General features: G+C 53.7%; 15 protein-coding genes. 9 read left to right on the top strand and 6 right to left on the bottom strand.

The annotated features are described in order from the left end of the window. The first annotated feature begins 373 nt into the window (after nt 1-373). Nucleotides 374-1,438 carry a lipoate--protein ligase family protein gene (locus FC43_RS04320; protein WP_081583835.1) on the top strand — a complete coding sequence of 355 codons (1,065 nt, stop codon included), beginning with the start codon at nt 374-376 and terminating at the stop codon, nt 1,436-1,438. A gap of 43 nt (nt 1,439-1,481) precedes the next feature. Here the strand turns inward: FC43_RS04320 and FC43_RS04325 are convergent, their stop codons facing one another. Then, entirely contained in the window at nt 1,482-3,146 is a 1,665-nt protein-coding gene (locus FC43_RS04325; RefSeq protein WP_019206676.1) for a DUF2325 domain-containing protein, read from the bottom strand. A gap of 160 nt (nt 3,147-3,306) precedes the next feature. On the opposite strand from FC43_RS04325, the gene FC43_RS04330 reads away from it, so the two are divergent. Further along, on the top strand, nt 3,307-3,717 hold the full coding sequence (locus FC43_RS04330) for a phosphate-starvation-inducible protein PsiE (RefSeq protein WP_019206677.1): 411 nt from the start codon (nt 3,307-3,309) through the stop codon (nt 3,715-3,717). Between the two features lie 52 nt (nt 3,718-3,769). On the opposite strand, the gene FC43_RS04335 is transcribed toward FC43_RS04330, so the two are convergent. Next, nucleotides 3,770-4,870 (bottom strand): helix-turn-helix transcriptional regulator, encoded by a 1,101-nt coding sequence (locus FC43_RS04335; RefSeq protein WP_056954361.1) that lies wholly within the window; start codon nt 4,868-4,870, stop codon nt 3,770-3,772. 198 nt (nt 4,871-5,068) lie between these two features. Here FC43_RS04335 and FC43_RS04340 point away from each other — a divergent pair, with 198 nt between their 5' ends. Both FC43_RS04340 and FC43_RS04345 read left to right on the top strand, forming a co-directional pair. Next, nucleotides 5,069-7,282, top strand: a complete 2,214-nt coding sequence (locus tag FC43_RS04340; RefSeq protein ID WP_056954363.1) for a glycoside hydrolase family 3 C-terminal domain-containing protein — start codon at nt 5,069-5,071, stop codon at nt 7,280-7,282. Nucleotides 7,283-7,663: 381 nt separating this feature from the next. Further along, nucleotides 7,664-8,359, top strand: a complete 696-nt coding sequence (locus tag FC43_RS04345) for a 2,3-diphosphoglycerate-dependent phosphoglycerate mutase (protein ID WP_019206679.1) — start codon at nt 7,664-7,666, stop codon at nt 8,357-8,359. Nucleotides 8,360-8,457: 98 nt separating this feature from the next. Here the strand turns inward: FC43_RS04345 and FC43_RS04350 are convergent, their stop codons facing one another. Continuing rightward, nucleotides 8,458-8,778, bottom strand: a complete 321-nt coding sequence (locus FC43_RS04350) for a carboxymuconolactone decarboxylase family protein (RefSeq protein ID WP_019206680.1) — start codon at nt 8,776-8,778, stop codon at nt 8,458-8,460. 16 nt (nt 8,779-8,794) lie between these two features. Further along, nucleotides 8,795-9,214 (bottom strand): cupin domain-containing protein, encoded by a 420-nt coding sequence (locus tag FC43_RS04355; RefSeq protein WP_019206681.1) that lies wholly within the window; start codon nt 9,212-9,214, stop codon nt 8,795-8,797. A gap of 140 nt (nt 9,215-9,354) precedes the next feature. On the opposite strand from FC43_RS04355, the gene FC43_RS04360 reads away from it, so the two are divergent. The 5 genes from FC43_RS04360 (at nt 9,355) to FC43_RS04380 (ending at nt 14,084) form a co-directional block, all read left to right on the top strand. Further along, the gene (locus FC43_RS04360) at nt 9,355-10,239 is read left to right on the top strand and encodes a LysR family transcriptional regulator (protein WP_056954365.1); all 885 of its coding nucleotides are present in this window, start codon (nt 9,355-9,357) and stop codon (nt 10,237-10,239) included. Nucleotides 10,240-10,388: 149 nt separating this feature from the next. After that, nucleotides 10,389-11,366, top strand: a complete 978-nt coding sequence (locus tag FC43_RS04365) for a hypothetical protein (RefSeq protein ID WP_019206683.1) — start codon at nt 10,389-10,391, stop codon at nt 11,364-11,366. A gap of 163 nt (nt 11,367-11,529) precedes the next feature. Further along, nucleotides 11,530-11,907 carry a cupredoxin domain-containing protein gene (locus tag FC43_RS04370; protein WP_019206684.1) on the top strand — a complete coding sequence of 126 codons (378 nt, stop codon included), beginning with the start codon at nt 11,530-11,532 and terminating at the stop codon, nt 11,905-11,907. A 12-nt stretch (nt 11,908-11,919) separates the two neighbouring features. Continuing rightward, the gene (locus FC43_RS04375; protein WP_019206685.1) at nt 11,920-12,183 is read left to right on the top strand and encodes a cupredoxin domain-containing protein; all 264 of its coding nucleotides are present in this window, start codon (nt 11,920-11,922) and stop codon (nt 12,181-12,183) included. Then, complete coding sequence (locus tag FC43_RS04380; RefSeq protein WP_019206686.1) at nt 12,180-14,084, top strand: copper-translocating P-type ATPase; 1,905 nt, start codon at nt 12,180-12,182, stop codon at nt 14,082-14,084. Before FC43_RS04375 ends, FC43_RS04380 begins: the two co-directional genes overlap by 4 nt. A gap of 67 nt (nt 14,085-14,151) precedes the next feature. Here the strand turns inward: FC43_RS04380 and FC43_RS04385 are convergent, their stop codons facing one another. Continuing rightward, nucleotides 14,152-14,649 (bottom strand): acyl-CoA thioesterase, encoded by a 498-nt coding sequence (locus tag FC43_RS04385; RefSeq protein ID WP_019206687.1) that lies wholly within the window; start codon nt 14,647-14,649, stop codon nt 14,152-14,154. Between the two features lie 30 nt (nt 14,650-14,679). After that, a complete protein-coding gene (locus FC43_RS04390) occupies nt 14,680-15,156 on the bottom strand; it encodes a nucleoside 2-deoxyribosyltransferase (protein WP_019206688.1) in 477 nt (158 codons plus the stop codon). Nucleotides 15,157-15,589 lie beyond the last annotated feature (433 nt).

Raw genomic sequence — 15,589 nt, forward strand, 5'->3', positions numbered from 1 at the left:
TAGATAAATGTCTATTTAAACCCGTCGGCTAGGAGTTGGCGGGTCAGCAATTTATGGAAAATTATATGAAAAATTAGGGTGACAAAGTTTCTTGTATGAATTTTTCGTCGAATGTCCTTAGAAAGGCGAACATAACAGGGACGAGCTAAGTTTAGTCTAACCATTGCTGAAACGGAGATAAAAAAATAAATTACAGTGCAATTAACGAACAATAAGATTCCTGCTAAGTTCAAGCCGCTAACGATTGGCTAAACTAGGCGGGCCAAGTGAAAGGGCATACCCGGGGTTCCGTTAGTGATTTTTTGTATATAAAATCACAAAATTGCTCATTTTTTTAAATTAGTTCAAATCAGCCGGCGGAACGCTTACAATAATGGCAATAGTTATTGAGGGGATGAAAGCAATGCTGTACTTGGATTTACAAAACGGGGGCGAATTGTTAAAGGACATGTTGACCTTTCAAGCGTTACCGGAATTTTTACAGCAACACCCGCGCTTTGTGGGGCAGACGTTGCTGTACTTTTATTCGCCAGCCCGGCCAACGGTGATTTGTGGGCACTTTCAAAACGTGTACCGTGAAGTGGATCTGAGCTACTTGCGCGCGCACGAAATTGCATTAGTGCGGCGCAATTCTGGTGGTGGGGCCGTTTATGTTGATGCGGGTGATTTAACCTATGTCTATATTGCCCCAGCTGGCGCAGACAAAAACGCGCAGTTGAAACAGTACCTGCAGCCAATTTTAGCGGCCTTACGGGAGCTGGGGATTGATGCTCAAATGACGGGCCGGAATGATTTAACGTATCGGGGACGAAAATTTTCCGGGATGTCCTTTGCCAAGGTCGGCAAGCAAATGTCGTACGGGGGAACGTTGATGTTTGACGTTGATACGGCAACGGCCAGTCACGTCTTGACGCCGTCACCAGCCAAGTTGGCCAACCGGGGGATTCATTCGGTCCACCAACGGGTCATTAATCTCAAGCCGTATTTGAAGCAAGCGGAGTTTACGGTTAAGGATTTGCAAGTGGCGATTTTGCGGCAAGTGGCAAGGGTAAACGACCTTCAAACTACTCAGCTGACCTCTACGGAGTGGGCAGCGGTGCAAACCCTGGCTCAGCAAAAGTATGGGCAACCCAGTTGGATTTATGGTCACAACCGGACCCCGTACTACGTTGATGCCTATTTTCCGGGTGTGGGGAACTTTGGCATTGGTTTTGCGGTACAAGCGCAACGCTTAAGTCAGGTCAGCCTGGCTGGCGATTTGTTGACCGTTGATCAAAGCCAGGCCACGGCCCTGGAAAAAGCGCTCAGTGGTGTCCCACTGGCTGTGGACCCAATCAAAGCCGTCTTGCAGCAGGGAGGCTTGGCAACCGCTTTGGCGCCTTCAGCTCCGGCGGTGTTGGCAGCTAAAATGGTGGCGGCCCGTGCGCATGAAAGCTAAAAAATCCCCGCGTGGCAAAGCACGCCGGGATTAGAAATATGATTTACTTCTTCACCTTATCCAAAGCCGCGCCGATCTGATCGGTCAAGTCTTGGTTGGCAAAGCTGGCGGTGTCGGCTGGGAAGCCGTTGGCCGCCCGGTAGAGGGCGTCTTCAAATTGGCCCATTGAGAGGGTGTTGGCCACGGCAAAGTTGTAACCCAGTTGGTTTTGGAAGTCCACTACGGCTTTCGAAGTCCCGTGGTGGGCCTTACTCTTGACGAGGATGACCAGGTCCGCGCCGCGCAATTTGCTCTTGAGGTAGCTCTTTTGAGTCTTGAAGCCATCGATCACGGTTGGTTCCCCACCGTACAGGCGGATGGTGGCTTCGTAGTCTTCGTGTTCTTGGCGGTTGCCGACTAAGACGGCGACGGTTTGGCCGCTCAAATCAATGCCGGGGTAGCGTTTTTCCGTGGGAACACTGAGCGTGGTCGCCGGTTTAGCACGCTTTTTGGCAGCTTGCTTGGCCGCCGTTTTTTCAGCCGTCGTTGGGTAGGTCCAGCGAATCCGCATGGAGTCCGGATCGTTGGTGTACCAAGCTAATTCAACGATCGAGCCGTTGGTGGCTTGCAAGTTGTCTTCATCTAATAAGAAGGCGTACTTCTTGCCGTTGACCAATAGCGGTTCGTTGTTGGAATTAAAGGTGACCCGCAAGTGCCGCTTATGCTTGTTTACCACCCCAAAGTCAAAGGTTTGAATCTGCTGGGCATCGTCAAACTTCAGGTCACCAAGGTGATCAATTTGGCGCAGGGCCTTGTGGACGAAAATATCGGTCGGGTTGATGTCGGCCTTGACGATCGTCCCGGAGACCAGGTTAAACTTGCGGACGATTGTTTCGCTGATGTGACCAGCTGCTTGGCCGCTGTCGGTCAATAGTTGGGCTCCGGTCAGCTCCCGTTGGACGACGTATTGCCCCTTTTGACTGTTAAAGGGCGCCGGGGCCTTTTTAACATCTTCCTTGGCCAGGGCCGCCGCCATGGGGTTGGCACTTGGCACGGGCTTGGTCGCCTTAGCCGGGGATGGTTTCGGTTTGGGTTGGGGCGCCGGCTTGGGCAGGCGAGGGGCCATTACCGCTTGGGCCTGGGCCAGCAATTGCTTCACCGGGGTGAGCCGGCTGGCCAGGACGGTTTGGTCAGCTTCACTTAAGTCCGCTTCGAGCTTGGCTAGCCGTTTGGTCAGGTTCACAAAAGCAGGGACAGCAGTGTTGGTTTGGTTAATAAAACCGGTTAATTCCTGCGCCAGGCCCTTGAGCTTGTTCAAGGCGGCATACTGATCACCATTCAACGGTGGCAGCGGCGCGGTTGGTTGGCTGATGACCGGGGCAGGCGCCGGCTTTACCGTGGTTGCACTAGCTGGGGTCGGTTGGCCGCTCGGCACGGCTGGGGCCAGGGCGGCCTTCGGTTTGGCGACCGCAGCTGATTTTGCTGGGGCCTGACTGGCGGGTGGGGCGACCGGGGTGCGGCGCGGGGCCGTTTCGTGGCGCTTGATCTGGAATTGGTGCGCCGGGGGTTGGTGGTTGCGCCGGTGAGTTGGCCGGCTGGTCCTATCGACTGGCAGGGCGTTGATCAAGTTCAGCGCTGCTTGCAGAATCGTGCGGCCTTGCGCCAGTTCGGCTGGGCTGGCGCCGATATTTTGGATGATGGTCATTAAATCATTGCGGTAATCGTACATCGCAATTCCTCCTTTAATATAGTGACGCCCCGAGGGGCAACGTAGCGTATTACTTTCATGATACCAGTTTTTGTCAGTGGTCGGGACCAATTTGCCCGAGAAATCCGTGGTCAGCCCCCTACCGCGCCGCGTATAATAAAGAAAAGATGAGGTGAGATGAATGAAAAAATTTTACGGATGGGCCGATCACCTGGCGACCTTTTTGCAGGTCATCAGCCTAGTTTGCATTGGTTTGTTAGGCTTGTCACTGATTTACTTTATGGTCGATGAATTGGTGGCCATCGTCCGGTTAAGTACGCTGCCATCGACGTTAGATAACTACTATGTTCTCTTAGAAGCGGTCGTGACCTTCTTCCTCTTCTTCGAATTTATCGCGATGGTCATCAATATTTTGCGCAATGGCGGCCATATTTCGGTTAACTTCCTGATCGGGCTGGGGATCACCGCCCTGATTCGGTGGCTGATTGCCAACCATGGCAAGGCGCTAGATGCCCTGTTGATTTCCTTGGCCGTCTTGGCGTTGATTGGTGGGACAATTTTATTAACCAAGTACTTACATGAAGAAAATTAACCGGAGAGCTGGCCTGGGGGCGGGCTCTTTTTTAGATATGATAGCGTTGGCGCTATTGGCGGGGAGTCAGGCCGGTTTCGCGTTTAAAGACCCTAGTGGCGGCGCCGGGGCTGCTAAAGCCCAGTTGGGTACTGATCTGGGTAATCGTGTGGTCGGTCCACAGCAGTTCGGATTTAAATTCGTTGATCTGGCACAAGAGGAGATACTGGTGGATTGTCCGGCCGGTCTCGGCTCGGTATAAGTGGGCCAGGTAGTGCTTATCACGCCCCAGGGCCTGGGCGAGTTGGGCCAGGGTCAAGCCGTGGGCAAAGTGGGTCCGGACGTAGCGTTCGATTTGGTTGACCCAGTAATTTTGCCCGGCGTGGGTCAATTGACGACTGTGCTGGACCCGGGTGGTAAACAGCGAGCCAATGGTTTGAATCAGATTGCCCACGCTGGTGATAGACGTCATCCCCTCGACGTACAAACACATCTTATCAACCAGGCTGAAGGCGATTTCCGGGGGCACACCGCCTTCGATGCTGGCCCGGGCACACAGCGAGATGGCGATAATAGCGATGTTTTTTTGGTTGCGCAACTCTTGCATTGCCGTCCGGCCAAAGGAGCCCGACCGCAAGTAGGCATCCAGTCCCTGGTTAAAGCGATCTAAATCTCCATCTTTAACGGCAGCCAGCAGGCATTTTTCCAAGTGGTAGCTGTTGTGGTGGCGGGGCCGCGGTTCGTTTTCGTGGGCTTCCCGGTTGAAACTGAAATCACCGACGAAGTTATTTTCGTAGACGGTCGGCCAGGTATGACAAAGGGTAAAATAGCTCGTCTTACTGAGGGCGACGAGGCGCTGGCTGCTCAGGGTGGGGAAGTGCTCCTGGTAAAATTCCGTTTCTTCCAAGGTGGTACTGCTCATCCAAGCAATAATCAAGGTAGCTTGGGGGGCCGAACTGACAATGACGGTAAAGCATTCCTTGGGGTTGGCGAGGTAGAGGTAGACCCCCGACGCCAGGGAATGTTTGATCAGGCGGGTCAGGTAGATACTTGGCAGGTCGGGCATCGCCGGGGCCTTAAAGCGCTCCGTCAAATGCCCCTGGTGGTCGGCGACAAAGAAGCCGACTTTGGTGGCCCGGTGTAACTCAGTTAAGTATTGCGTTAAATCCGTCATCGTTAGTGCCTCCTTTGCTGATAACGGCGCGGTTTCGTAAACCCTTTTAGCAAATTGCTTATCACAAGATATGATCATTTTAAACAATTTTGGTTAAGTTTGGCTAGTTCTTCACCCTATAATAATCCTTACAAGTAATCGGCCGCTTAGCGGGACAATTTTCAAGAGAGAAGTTTAACCAGACAGGAGGATGTAACGATGACAACGATTGATATACATTTTGTGCAGGGGCTGACCTTGGCCGAACGAGCAGCGTTGGTGACGGGGGCGGATTTTTGGTATACCGCTCAGGTGCCGGGCGTTGAGCGGGTAATGTTTGCTGACGGGCCGGCTGGGATTCGCAAGCCTAACAATGCCCAGGACACGATGGGGCTGACGGAAAGCGAACCGGCCGTTGCCTTCCCGAGCGCGGCCCTCTTGGCCAGTTCCTTTGACGAGGACTTGTTGCACCGCTATGGGCAACAACTAGGCGCCGCCGCCGCGGCCAAGCAAGTCAGCGTCTTGCTGGGGCCAGAAGTGAACTTAAAGCGCAATCCCTTGGCAGGGCGCAACTTTGAGTATCTGTCGGAAGATCCGCTGGTCACCGGGCGGCTGGGGACTGCCTTTGTCAAGGGGGTCCAAAGCGCCGGGGTTGGGATCGCTCTGAAGCACTTTGCCGTGACCAACCGGGAAAGTCACCGCTACACGGTCTCATCCAACGTTGACGAGCGGGCCCTGCGGGAATTGTACCTGGCCCAATTTGAAAAGATTGTCAAGACAGCCCGCCCGGCGGCAATCATGTGTGCTTACAATCGTCTTAACGGGGTGCCAATGTCTGAAAATCAACGGCTCTTAACCGGAATTTTGCGTGATGAATGGGGCTTTACCGGGATGGTGATGTCGGATTGGGGCGCGGTGGTCGACCACGTGACGGCGCTAAAGGCCGGCTTGGACTTGGAAATGCCGGGGAAGGGTGCCCAATCAGTTGCAGAGATTGTGCAGGCCGTTAAGGCAGGGCGCTTAGATGAAATGGCCTTAAACCGGGCCGCCCTGCGGGTCTTGCAAGTCATGCACGACTGGGCCCGCCCCGCCCAAACGCCAACGGTTGACTTCGCCGCTAAGCACCAGTTTGCCCGCGAATTGGCGGCGCAAAGCATGGTCCTGTTGCAAAATTGGGACGAGGAATTGCCGCTGGATCAGCCGGCCGAATCGATTGCCGTGATCGGGGAACTGGCGGCCCACCCACACTTCATGGGGCGGGGGAGTTCGCAGGTCAACCCGACCCACGTGGTGACGCCGCTGGCGGCGATGCCCAAGCAGGCCACCTATGCGCAGGGGTACCGGCTGGACCAAACGACCGCCGATCCAACTTTGGTCGATGAAGCCGTGGCCCTGGCCAAGCGCAGCGACCACGTGGTGATCTTTGCCGGTTACCCAGACGGATACGAAAGCGAGGGGCTCGACCATGACGATATCAACTTGCCAGACAATCAAAATGAATTGATCGCCCAACTGGCGGCCATCCACAATCACGTGACCGTCGTCTTGCAAAACGGGGCGGCCATCACGATGCCGTGGGCCGGTGACGTAACCGCGATCTTGGAAAGCTACCTGGCGGGGGAAGCGGTCGGCGAAGCAACCTGGGATGTCTTAACCGGGGCGGTCAACCCGTCTGGGAAACTGGCCGAAAGTTTTCCGGTCTACTTGGGGGATAACCCGGCAACCCTCTTCTTTAACGCGGACGCGGAAAAAGAAGATTACCGGGAAGGAATCTTTGTCGGGTACCGTTACTATGACACCAAGGAATTGGAAGTGCGCTTCCCGTTTGGGCATGGGATGAGTTACACCGACTTTGCTTATGACGATTTGCAAGTCGAAGAGTTGGCCGATACGGTGAAGGTAACTGCGACGGTTAGGAACATTGGCGACCGGGCCGGTAAAGAAGTCGTCCAACTGTATGTGGTCAACGAAGCCAGCCGGGTGGCCATGCCGGCCCATGAACTGCGCGGTTTTGAAAAGGTCAGTCTGGCCCCGGGGGAAGCGACGACGGTAACCTTTGAACTCGACCGGCGGGCCTTTAGTTGGTACAACGCGGCCAACAAACAGTGGCAAGCTGACAATGGCCACTATGAAATCCAAGTCGGGAGCTCCTCGCGTGATATTCGGCTGCAAGCGCCGCTAGAGTTGACGCTGGGGCAAACCCGCCAACCGGTCATTACGGCCGACAGTTACTTGGATGACATCGAAGCCAGCGCCGATCCGGTGGTGCAAATTGCCTTTGAGCAATCGGGCTTAAAGGCCGCGGTCCAGCCGCTGCTGGATAACCCGGCGACGGTCAAGATCATGGAAAACTTGCCGTTGCGGGTCTTGGTTACGGCTGGGGTGGACGATGCGATCGTCCAAAAATTCTTAAACTTAGTCCTGTGCGGCTAAGGAGTTACGCTGGGGAGGAAAGCCAAGCGCTGGGGGGCGCTTGGCTTTTTAAATGCCCGGAAGGTCATTACTACCGCACGGATCTAGTGGATCTGTGCGGTAGCAATGAAGATATGTATGCGGTAGGACTTCAGTAAAATAATTTTTAAGAAGATACACAACGTAGGTGAAACATGGAAAATCCGTTTCGTTCGCGTGATGGGCGGGCGCTATCAAGCTATGACAACTAATTATCAACGGCCTGAGCTCAACGACTGACCGGGCTGTCCAAGGGACTTTGGTGCAATTCTTCACTAATGGTTGGCAAGCGGGGGAATCTGATTTAAAATGGACAAGTATGGTAAATTACCGAGTATCTAAGAAGAAAGAGGTCAATTGAACATGGCTAAATTAGTTTTAATTCGTCACGGGCAAAGTGAATGGAACCTGTCCAACCAATTTACTGGTTGGGTTGACGTTGACTTGAGCGAAAAAGGGGTCGCTCAAGCCAAGGCGGCTGGGAAGGCCATCAAGGAACACGGGATTGAATTCGACTACGCCTTCACTTCTGTTTTGAAGCGGGCCATCAAGACGTTGCACTACGCATTGGAAGAAAGTGACCAACTCTGGATCCCTGAATTCAAGACGTGGCGCTTGAACGAACGTCACTACGGGGCTTTGCAAGGCCACAACAAGCAAAAGGCCGCTGAAAAGTACGGGGACGAACAAGTGCACATCTGGCGTCGTTCCTACGACGTTTTACCACCGCTGCTGAGTGCCGATGACGAAGGTTCAGCTGCTAAGGACCGTCGTTACGCTGACTTGGACCCACGCGCCATTCCAGGTGGGGAAAACCTCAAGGTAACCTTGGAACGGGTAATTCCGCTGTGGCAAGACGAAATTGCACCAAAGCTGTTGGACGGCAAGAACGTTATCATCGCCGCTCACGGGAACTCCCTGCGGGCGCTGTCCAAGTACATTGAACAAATTTCAGATGAAGACATCATGGGGCTGGAAATGGCTACTGGTCAACCAGTCGTTTACGACTTCGACGAAAAGCTGAACGTATTGAGCAAGGAAAAGTACGACATCGACTAATCCGGCTCAAGCAAGCACAGGGGCTGTTAACGCAGCTCCTTTTTTGGTGCAAAAAAACCGCTGACCGAAGGGGCGTCCTTAAGTCAGCGGTTATGAGGTTAATCAGCCCAAATTTCTTTTGCCAGGTTAAACGCGGACCAAGCGTTAGGCCAGCCCACGTAAAAGGCCAGCTGGGTAATCATCGCGGCAATTTCTGGCTGGGTGATCCCATTTTGCTTGGCCACCCTTAAGTGGTAAGGCAACTGTTCAAAGGCGCCCTTGGTAATCAGGGCGGTGACCGTTAAAAAGCTGCGGTCGCGGGGGCTCAGGCTATCTTCATCGGCCCAGACCTCGCCGAACAAGACGTCATCGTTAAAGTGGGCAAACTGGGGCGCAAAGGCCCCCAGTTGATCATGCCCGGCAGTTTGGTTGTTAGCCATTATGATCCTTCCCTTCTTAATTGCGAGCTGGCAACTGAGCATATTCGGCGTCACTGACGGGAGCCAGCCATTCACTGGTCCCCTTGGTGATTGCCAGGTGGGTAAACCAACTGTCCTTCGTCGCCCCGTGCCAGTGCTTGATGCCGGCTTTGATTACCACCACGTCGCCGGCGTGGAGCAGTTGGGCGGGGTGGCCGGCTGCTTGGTACCAGCCCTCCCCAGCCGTGACCAGCAGGATTTGGTAGCCATCATGGTGGATGTGCCAGTGGTTGCGGCAGCCCGGTTCAAAGCTGACGTTGCTGATGGAAAAGTCGACTAACCCTGCCGGGGTCACCAGCCCGTTAAGGAAACTTTGGCCTTGAAAATACTGCGCGTAGGCGACGTTGGGATCGCCGAAGCCAAAGGGATTGTTTTTGATGGCGGTTTCGTTTTGCATGGTTCCTGACCTTCTTTCATTGGTTTAAGTTCAGTATAGTTAGCTTTGCCGTTGATGAAAAATACTTATTACTAGTGGTTAGTCATGCAAAAATTGAATTAATGGTGTAAGCTAAAGGAAAAACCAAGGGGGCAATTACGATGGAAACCCGTGTCTTGCGCTACTTTTTAGTGGTCGCTGAAACCAATAACATTACCCAGGCTGCCCGCCAGCTTCACTTGACCCAGCCGACCCTGTCCCGTCAGATCCAAGAATTGGAACGGACGGTGGGCCGGCCCCTATTTGACCGCCACCACCACCAACTGCATTTAAATGCGGCCGGCGTCTTATTTCGCCAGCGGGTCAAGGTGATCTTGGATCTTTTAGAGCACGCCCAACAAGAGCTCCAAACCAGTTCAACGGGGTTGAGCGGGACGGTTAACCTGGGGCTGGTGGAATCGGCCGTGGCTCCCTGGCTGTTGGAGCAAGTTGCGGCCTTTCAGGACCACCACCCGGCGGTCAAGTTTCAGCTCTTTAGCGGTGATGGTGACAGCCTGCGGCCCCGCCTCGATCAGGGCCAGGATGATTTGGCGGCGCTGATCGAACCAGTTGAAGCAGCTAAGTATCATTTCTTGGCCTTGCCGGTGCGCGAAGAATGGGGGATCTCGATGCGCGCAGATGACCCCCTGGCCCAGCGAGCGGGCCTGCAGCCGGCGGAAGTGGCCACCCTGCCGTTGGTGATGGGGCGCCGGCCGATTGTCCGGGATGCCTTGGCGGACACCCTGCAACTATCGCCCGCCGAGTTAAACCTCAAGGTCGTCACCAATTTACCGGGCGCCGTGCCCACCTTGCTCAAGACCGGTCACTACTACCACCTCGGCATCCGCGGGGTTGCCACGCAGTATCACGATCCGGCCCTGGCCTTTGTGCCCCTGGTCCCCAAAACGACCAGTGGGCATCTGCTGGCCTGGAAAAAACACCGGCCCCTTTCCCCAGCGGCAACGGCCTTCTTACAGTTCATCACTCCCCTGACGATCAACGGTTAAAATTTGAAGGGAAGGGCAAGCCTTGGTTAAGGTTTGGTAAAGACGCGACCGGCGGCGCCAGAATTTGGTATGATGGGACAATGACGATTACCAACCACGTGCAATGTGGTAAGATAAATGGGATTGATTAAATGTTGGGAGGAAGAAATTTGAAATTTTTCAAAAACAAGGGTCGTACCCCCGAAAAAGCGGCCAAATTAGATGGGGTGGGCATCAAAGAGTTTGCGGCCAGCCTCAAGCCGTTATTAAATAAACGCGAATACCTGACGACGATGTGGCCCTTAGCCGGTTACTTTATCATCTGGCTGGCCCTGACGGGGATGGGGCTGTACTTTGCTTACAGCCTGCTGGCCTCGTTGTCGATGAGCATCATGATGATTATGTACGGAATGATGACGATTACGTCCCTGCTCTTTGCGGTCGGGGAATTCTTGCTGCTGCTGGTGGCCGTGGTCGTGATCTTCTTCTTGTTCTACTGCCTGCAAGTGGGCGTGCAATTTGGCTACCAAGACCGGATCCAAAATTCGGCGAAGGTCTTATCGGCCAGCTCGATCTGGAATCGCTTCAAGCACCTGCGCAAGAACCAACTGTTGCGGCTGGTAGCTTATTCAGCCTTGTTCATCTTCTTGTGGCAATTGCCCCTGCGGATTTTAGCGGGGTTCTTCGCGGGTAATGCGATCGTGGTTAACACCCTGGATGTGTTAAACGAAATAATCGCCATCTGGAAGGGGCTGCAATATTCCCAAGCCCTCTACCTCTACCGGGCTAAGCAGCCGGCATTCTTGGGGCAATCCATGCGGCACGCCTTGACGGTCTCCAAGCGCTACATGGCTGGCTTTAAGTTTAACTACTTCTTGATCAGCCTGCTCTTTGCTGGGGTCCCATCCTTAGTCTGGGGTGGTTTGACCGGGGGCCTGATTTTCTACGGGGTTTATACGGCGACGAACCCATGCATTTGGATCGGTGCGGTGCTGTTGGTCTTAGGGTTTGCGGCAATGATGCCATACCTGACGATGATTGCCCCCCTGTACTTTGAAAAGACGCGGACCAAGGTCCAAGTCGACGCTTTATACACGGATGTCTTCACTCCAGTAGCCGAATTAACTGGGGAAGCTTACCAAGATTAGCAAACTTTGACACCTTCGTTGGGAAACCAACGGGGGTGTTTTTTCTTACCATAATTTGCGGGAAAAACCTTAAATTCCCGCCGAACGTTGACAAATGTAAATCTAATTCCTATACTAAAAACGATCAATAAAGTTACAAACGTCAACGAAAGGTGGGATAAGGATGGCACACGTAATCGCAACGGTGATCGGTCTAGGGTTGATTGCCTTTATTCTCTGGTGGTTTTTCGGTCGCCACGAAGCCGCGGCCGCTGAAGCAACCCTGGCGGCGGATGCCCAGCAGCAAACTGCTTCAGTAATTGTCGATGGGGGCTACCAACCCGAAGTCGTAACCCTAAAGCAAGGGGTACCGGCGACCTTGCAGTTTTTACGCAAGGATCCGTCGGCCTGTTTGGATCGGGTGGTCTTTCCGGCTTGGGGGATCAACCGGCCCTTGCCAGAGAACCAGCTGGAAACGATTGAAATCGACACTTCCCAGCCCGGGGAATTTGAATGGGCCTGTGGGATGGATATGTTTCACGGCAAAGTCATTATCAAGTAGGAGGATTTAAGCATGGCCAAGCAAACAATTATCGTTGATGGTGGTTACCAACCAAACCAGGTTACCTTCAAGCAAGGTGAACCAGCGGAACTGGTCTTTAAGCGGGTCAGCGACCGCGGGTGTGTGCAAGTCGTTCAGTCCAAGGCATTGGGCTTTAAGCAGGAATTGCCATTGAATGAAGAAGTCCACTTCACAATTGATACGACGACCCCGGGGACGTACGGCTTTGCCTGCGGGATGGACATGGTCAAGGGCCAAGTGGTGGTGGAATCATGACGGTGACCAAGCGCTTTTGGTGGTCGTTGGGGCTTTCCGTCCCCTTGTTAGTCAACATGCTCTTAATGCCGCTAGGGGTGCATTTACCCGGGGAAGCCTGGGGGCAACTGATTTTGACGACGCTGGTGATGGCGCTCAGTGCCCGGCCCTTTTTGCATACTGCCTGGGCGGCTTTTAAGCACCACCACGCTAATATGGATACCTTGGTGGCGATTGGCACGTTGACGGCCTACCTTTACAGTCTTTACGCCCTGGCGACGCACCGCCCGGTCTTTTTCGAAAGTGCCGCGCTGGTGGTGACCTTTGTGCTTTTAGGGCAGGTTTTTGAAGAACGAATGCGCAACCGGGCCTCCGATGCCGTTAGCAAACTCGGTCAGTTGCAGGCCAAAACAGCCACGGTCCTGCGCAATGGCCAACCCGTGGCGGTGGCGTTGGCTCAAGTGCGCGTTGGTGATTTGATTCAGGTCAAACCAGGGGAAAAAATCGCCGTCGACGGGACAGTGGTGGCGGGGACCTCGACCGTTAACGAAGCGATGGTCACCGGGGAAAGTCTGCCGGTGACCAAGCAAGCTGGTGATACGGTCATTGGGGCAACCGTCAACCAAACCGGGACGTTGACCTTTCGGGCGGAAAAGGTGGGGGATGACACTCTGCTGGCCCAGATCGTGGCCCTGGTGAAAAAGGCGCAGACCAGTCATGCGCCAATCCAAAAGTTAACTGATCAGGTGGCGGATATTTTTGTGCCCGTGGTCTTGATCGTGGCGATCTTAACTTTCTTGGCCTGGTATGTAGTATTAGCTGCCCCGTTTGCTACGGCGTTAATTTATGCGGTCGCGGTCGTGGTGATTGCCTGCCCGTGTGCCTTAGGGTTAGCAACGCCCACGGCTTTAATGGTTGGGACCGGGCGTAGTGCCAAGTTGGGGATCCTGATCAAAGATGGCGAAGTCTTGGAGCAAGTGAACCGGCTTAAAACGGTTGCCTTTGATAAGACCGGGACGTTGACGAACGGGCAGCCGATCGTTACCGACGTGGTGGGCAATCGGCAGGCAGTGTTGCGGCTGGCAGCCGCGTTAGAGCAGGCCTCGGAGCACCCGTTGGCCCAGGCCATCGTGGCGGCGGCCCCCGGGGCGTTACCCCCGGTGACGGACTTCACGGCGGTCCAGGGGCAGGGGGTGACCGGTCAGATTGCCGGGCAGGCTAGTTGGGTTGGCCAACCGGCGCTGGGACCTGCCACCCTATCGGCTGAGCAACAAATGGCCTGGCAACGGCTGGAAAAGGAAGCCAAAACGGTCGTTGCCGTGGGGCAAGGGTCCCAGGTAGTGGGGTTAATTGCTCTGCAAGATACCCCCAAGAAAACGACCGCTCCAGCGATTGCGGCGCTGAAAGCCCAGGGATTGACGCCGGTAATGATTACCGGGGACAACCAAGCGGTCGCAGAAGCGATTGCCCATCAAGTCGGGATTGACCAAGTTGTCGCGCAAGTTTTACCCGCCGAGAAAGCAACGGTCGTGCAAAACTTGCAAGCCCACGGCCCGGTCGCATTTGTGGGGGATGGAATCAATGATGCGCCGGCTTTGACCACAGCTGACGTTGGGATTGCGATGGGCAGTGGCACCGACATTGCAATTGATGCCGGTGGCATCGTCCTGGTTAAAAATGATCTGCGCGACGTCCCCTTGGCGATTGAACTCAGTCAAAAGACCTTCCGGCGGATTAAGCTCAACTTATTTTGGGCCTTTATCTACAACGTGCTCGGGTTGCCAATTGCGGCCGGCCTCTTTGCCGGCGTTGGGCTGACCCTGAGCCCAGAACTGGCCGGCTTGGCCATGGCCTTTAGTTCGCTGTCCGTGGTTACCAGCTCGGTCTTATTAAACCGGGTACCATTAGTCAATGAACGGTAAATGAAAAAGGTGATGATCCTCCCACACCAAGTGGGGACGGTCATCACCTTTTTGGTTGGTTAAGCTGTTAATCGAGACTGATGTGGTCAAGTAGCGCCTGATTTTCTGGGCGGGCCAGCTTGCGCTTGGCGACCCGTTCTTGGTAGGTGCTGAGCAGGTAACGTTCTTCATCAGTTTCGCCGACCAGTTCAAAGGCTGGGAAGGAGAAGTTTTTATCAACGACCACGTAGGTGTTAAAGCCGGTGTAACCCAGGAAACGTTCGCCGGTTTCCAAGCTTTGGCCGGTGACCTTCACAAAGACTTCGGCGGAACGATTGCCCAGCCCGGTCAGGTAGGCCGTCATCGTCAAAGCGTCGTGCAGACCAAAGGGGTGATAGAAGTGAATGTCTTCCATCCCGACGGTGGCAACCTTGCGCAAGGACAGGTGCGAAGCGATGATGGATGGTTCGGCGTCGACGATTTCGAGCAACCGCCCGCCAAAGAGGGTTTGGTGTTCGTTCAAGTCGCGGTTTAAGATCCGGTGGGTCGTGATGATCCGGTGGTCGTGAATGTTGTACTTAGTCATAACTGAGGCTCCTCTCTCGTAATGGTGGGGTTAAAAGACTTTCATGTCAGTCCAGTGGGTCGGTAGGTTGTTAAAGTCGTATTCCGCCAGTCCAGCTGCAATTTTATCGCCGGTGAACATGGCCGTGTGGGAGCGGGCCAACATCAGGTTCAATTCATTGTCGGGATGGAATTGCACCATGATGACGGGGATGTGCCAGGCCCAAGCCGCCCCGATTTCAAAGATTGTCCCGCTGTCGGGTTCGTAGTTGCCCTCTTCATACTTATAGTCAGTGATTGCCACGACGACATCGGCCCGTTTGACTTGTCGCATGTCGGTGTTAAACACGGAATCTTGCCAGTCGCGCGAACCAAATTCTAAGCTTTCTTCTTGGTGTTCTTGTGGATTATAAATTCCGTCTGGATCAATCGTGGGATTTTGCTTGAGGGCGGCCACGACTTTTTCAATCCGTGCCTTTTGCTCTGGTGAGAAAAAAGGACTGGCCAGGTAAACCCGGTTTTTGTACATAATGCTCATTCCTTTGTATCATTATTTTGTCTTCACGCTTCATTATAGTTGATTGCCCCGAGGGGGGACAGGGGGCGAGGATAAAAAAGTGTAAATTTCTTTTGCTTGTTGTAGCAACAAAGGAAGGGTTTACAAAAATGTTTGATTTGTAAAATTAGTAATTAGCTCTTGCACAATTAAGGCGAGACGTGTATAGTAATTAATCGTTGTCACCGCGATAAAGCTTCAGCGCTACGGTGGCGACGCCAAGAACTCAAAATTGTTGTTGACAAAGATTTGAGTTCTTGGTAATATATAAGAGTTGTCGCTGAGCTTCAGCGAAAGAACTTCTTCAAAAAAGTTCTTGACACCAACTTGAGAGTTATGATATAACTATTAAGTCGCTGATTTGAAACGACAAACTGGTAGACCTTTGAAAACTGAATAAAGTTTC

Origin of the sequence: Limosilactobacillus ingluviei DSM 15946 (assembly GCF_001435775.1) — a bacterium.
Taxonomy (GTDB): domain Bacteria; phylum Bacillota; class Bacilli; order Lactobacillales; family Lactobacillaceae; genus Limosilactobacillus; species Limosilactobacillus ingluviei.

What these genes read in the sequence shown, in the direction of transcription:
- FC43_RS04320 (WP_081583835.1), top strand. Translation starts at nt 374, where the DNA reads ATGGCAATAGTTATTGAGGGGATGAAAGCAATGCTGTACTTGGATTTA.
- FC43_RS04325 (WP_019206676.1), bottom strand. Translation starts at nt 3,146, where the DNA reads ATGTACGATTACCGCAATGATTTAATGACCATCATCCAAAATATCGGC.
- FC43_RS04330 (WP_019206677.1), top strand. Translation starts at nt 3,307, where the DNA reads ATGAAAAAATTTTACGGATGGGCCGATCACCTGGCGACCTTTTTGCAG.
- FC43_RS04335 (WP_056954361.1), bottom strand. Translation starts at nt 4,870, where the DNA reads ATGACGGATTTAACGCAATACTTAACTGAGTTACACCGGGCCACCAAA.
- FC43_RS04340 (WP_056954363.1), top strand. Translation starts at nt 5,069, where the DNA reads ATGACAACGATTGATATACATTTTGTGCAGGGGCTGACCTTGGCCGAA.
- FC43_RS04345 (WP_019206679.1), top strand. Translation starts at nt 7,664, where the DNA reads ATGGCTAAATTAGTTTTAATTCGTCACGGGCAAAGTGAATGGAACCTG.
- FC43_RS04350 (WP_019206680.1), bottom strand. Translation starts at nt 8,778, where the DNA reads ATGGCTAACAACCAAACTGCCGGGCATGATCAACTGGGGGCCTTTGCG.
- FC43_RS04355 (WP_019206681.1), bottom strand. Translation starts at nt 9,214, where the DNA reads ATGCAAAACGAAACCGCCATCAAAAACAATCCCTTTGGCTTCGGCGAT.
- FC43_RS04360 (WP_056954365.1), top strand. Translation starts at nt 9,355, where the DNA reads ATGGAAACCCGTGTCTTGCGCTACTTTTTAGTGGTCGCTGAAACCAAT.
- FC43_RS04370 (WP_019206684.1), top strand. Translation starts at nt 11,530, where the DNA reads ATGGCACACGTAATCGCAACGGTGATCGGTCTAGGGTTGATTGCCTTT.
- FC43_RS04375 (WP_019206685.1), top strand. Translation starts at nt 11,920, where the DNA reads ATGGCCAAGCAAACAATTATCGTTGATGGTGGTTACCAACCAAACCAG.
- FC43_RS04380 (WP_019206686.1), top strand. Translation starts at nt 12,180, where the DNA reads ATGACGGTGACCAAGCGCTTTTGGTGGTCGTTGGGGCTTTCCGTCCCC.
- FC43_RS04385 (WP_019206687.1), bottom strand. Translation starts at nt 14,649, where the DNA reads ATGACTAAGTACAACATTCACGACCACCGGATCATCACGACCCACCGG.
- FC43_RS04390 (WP_019206688.1), bottom strand. Translation starts at nt 15,156, where the DNA reads ATGTACAAAAACCGGGTTTACCTGGCCAGTCCTTTTTTCTCACCAGAG.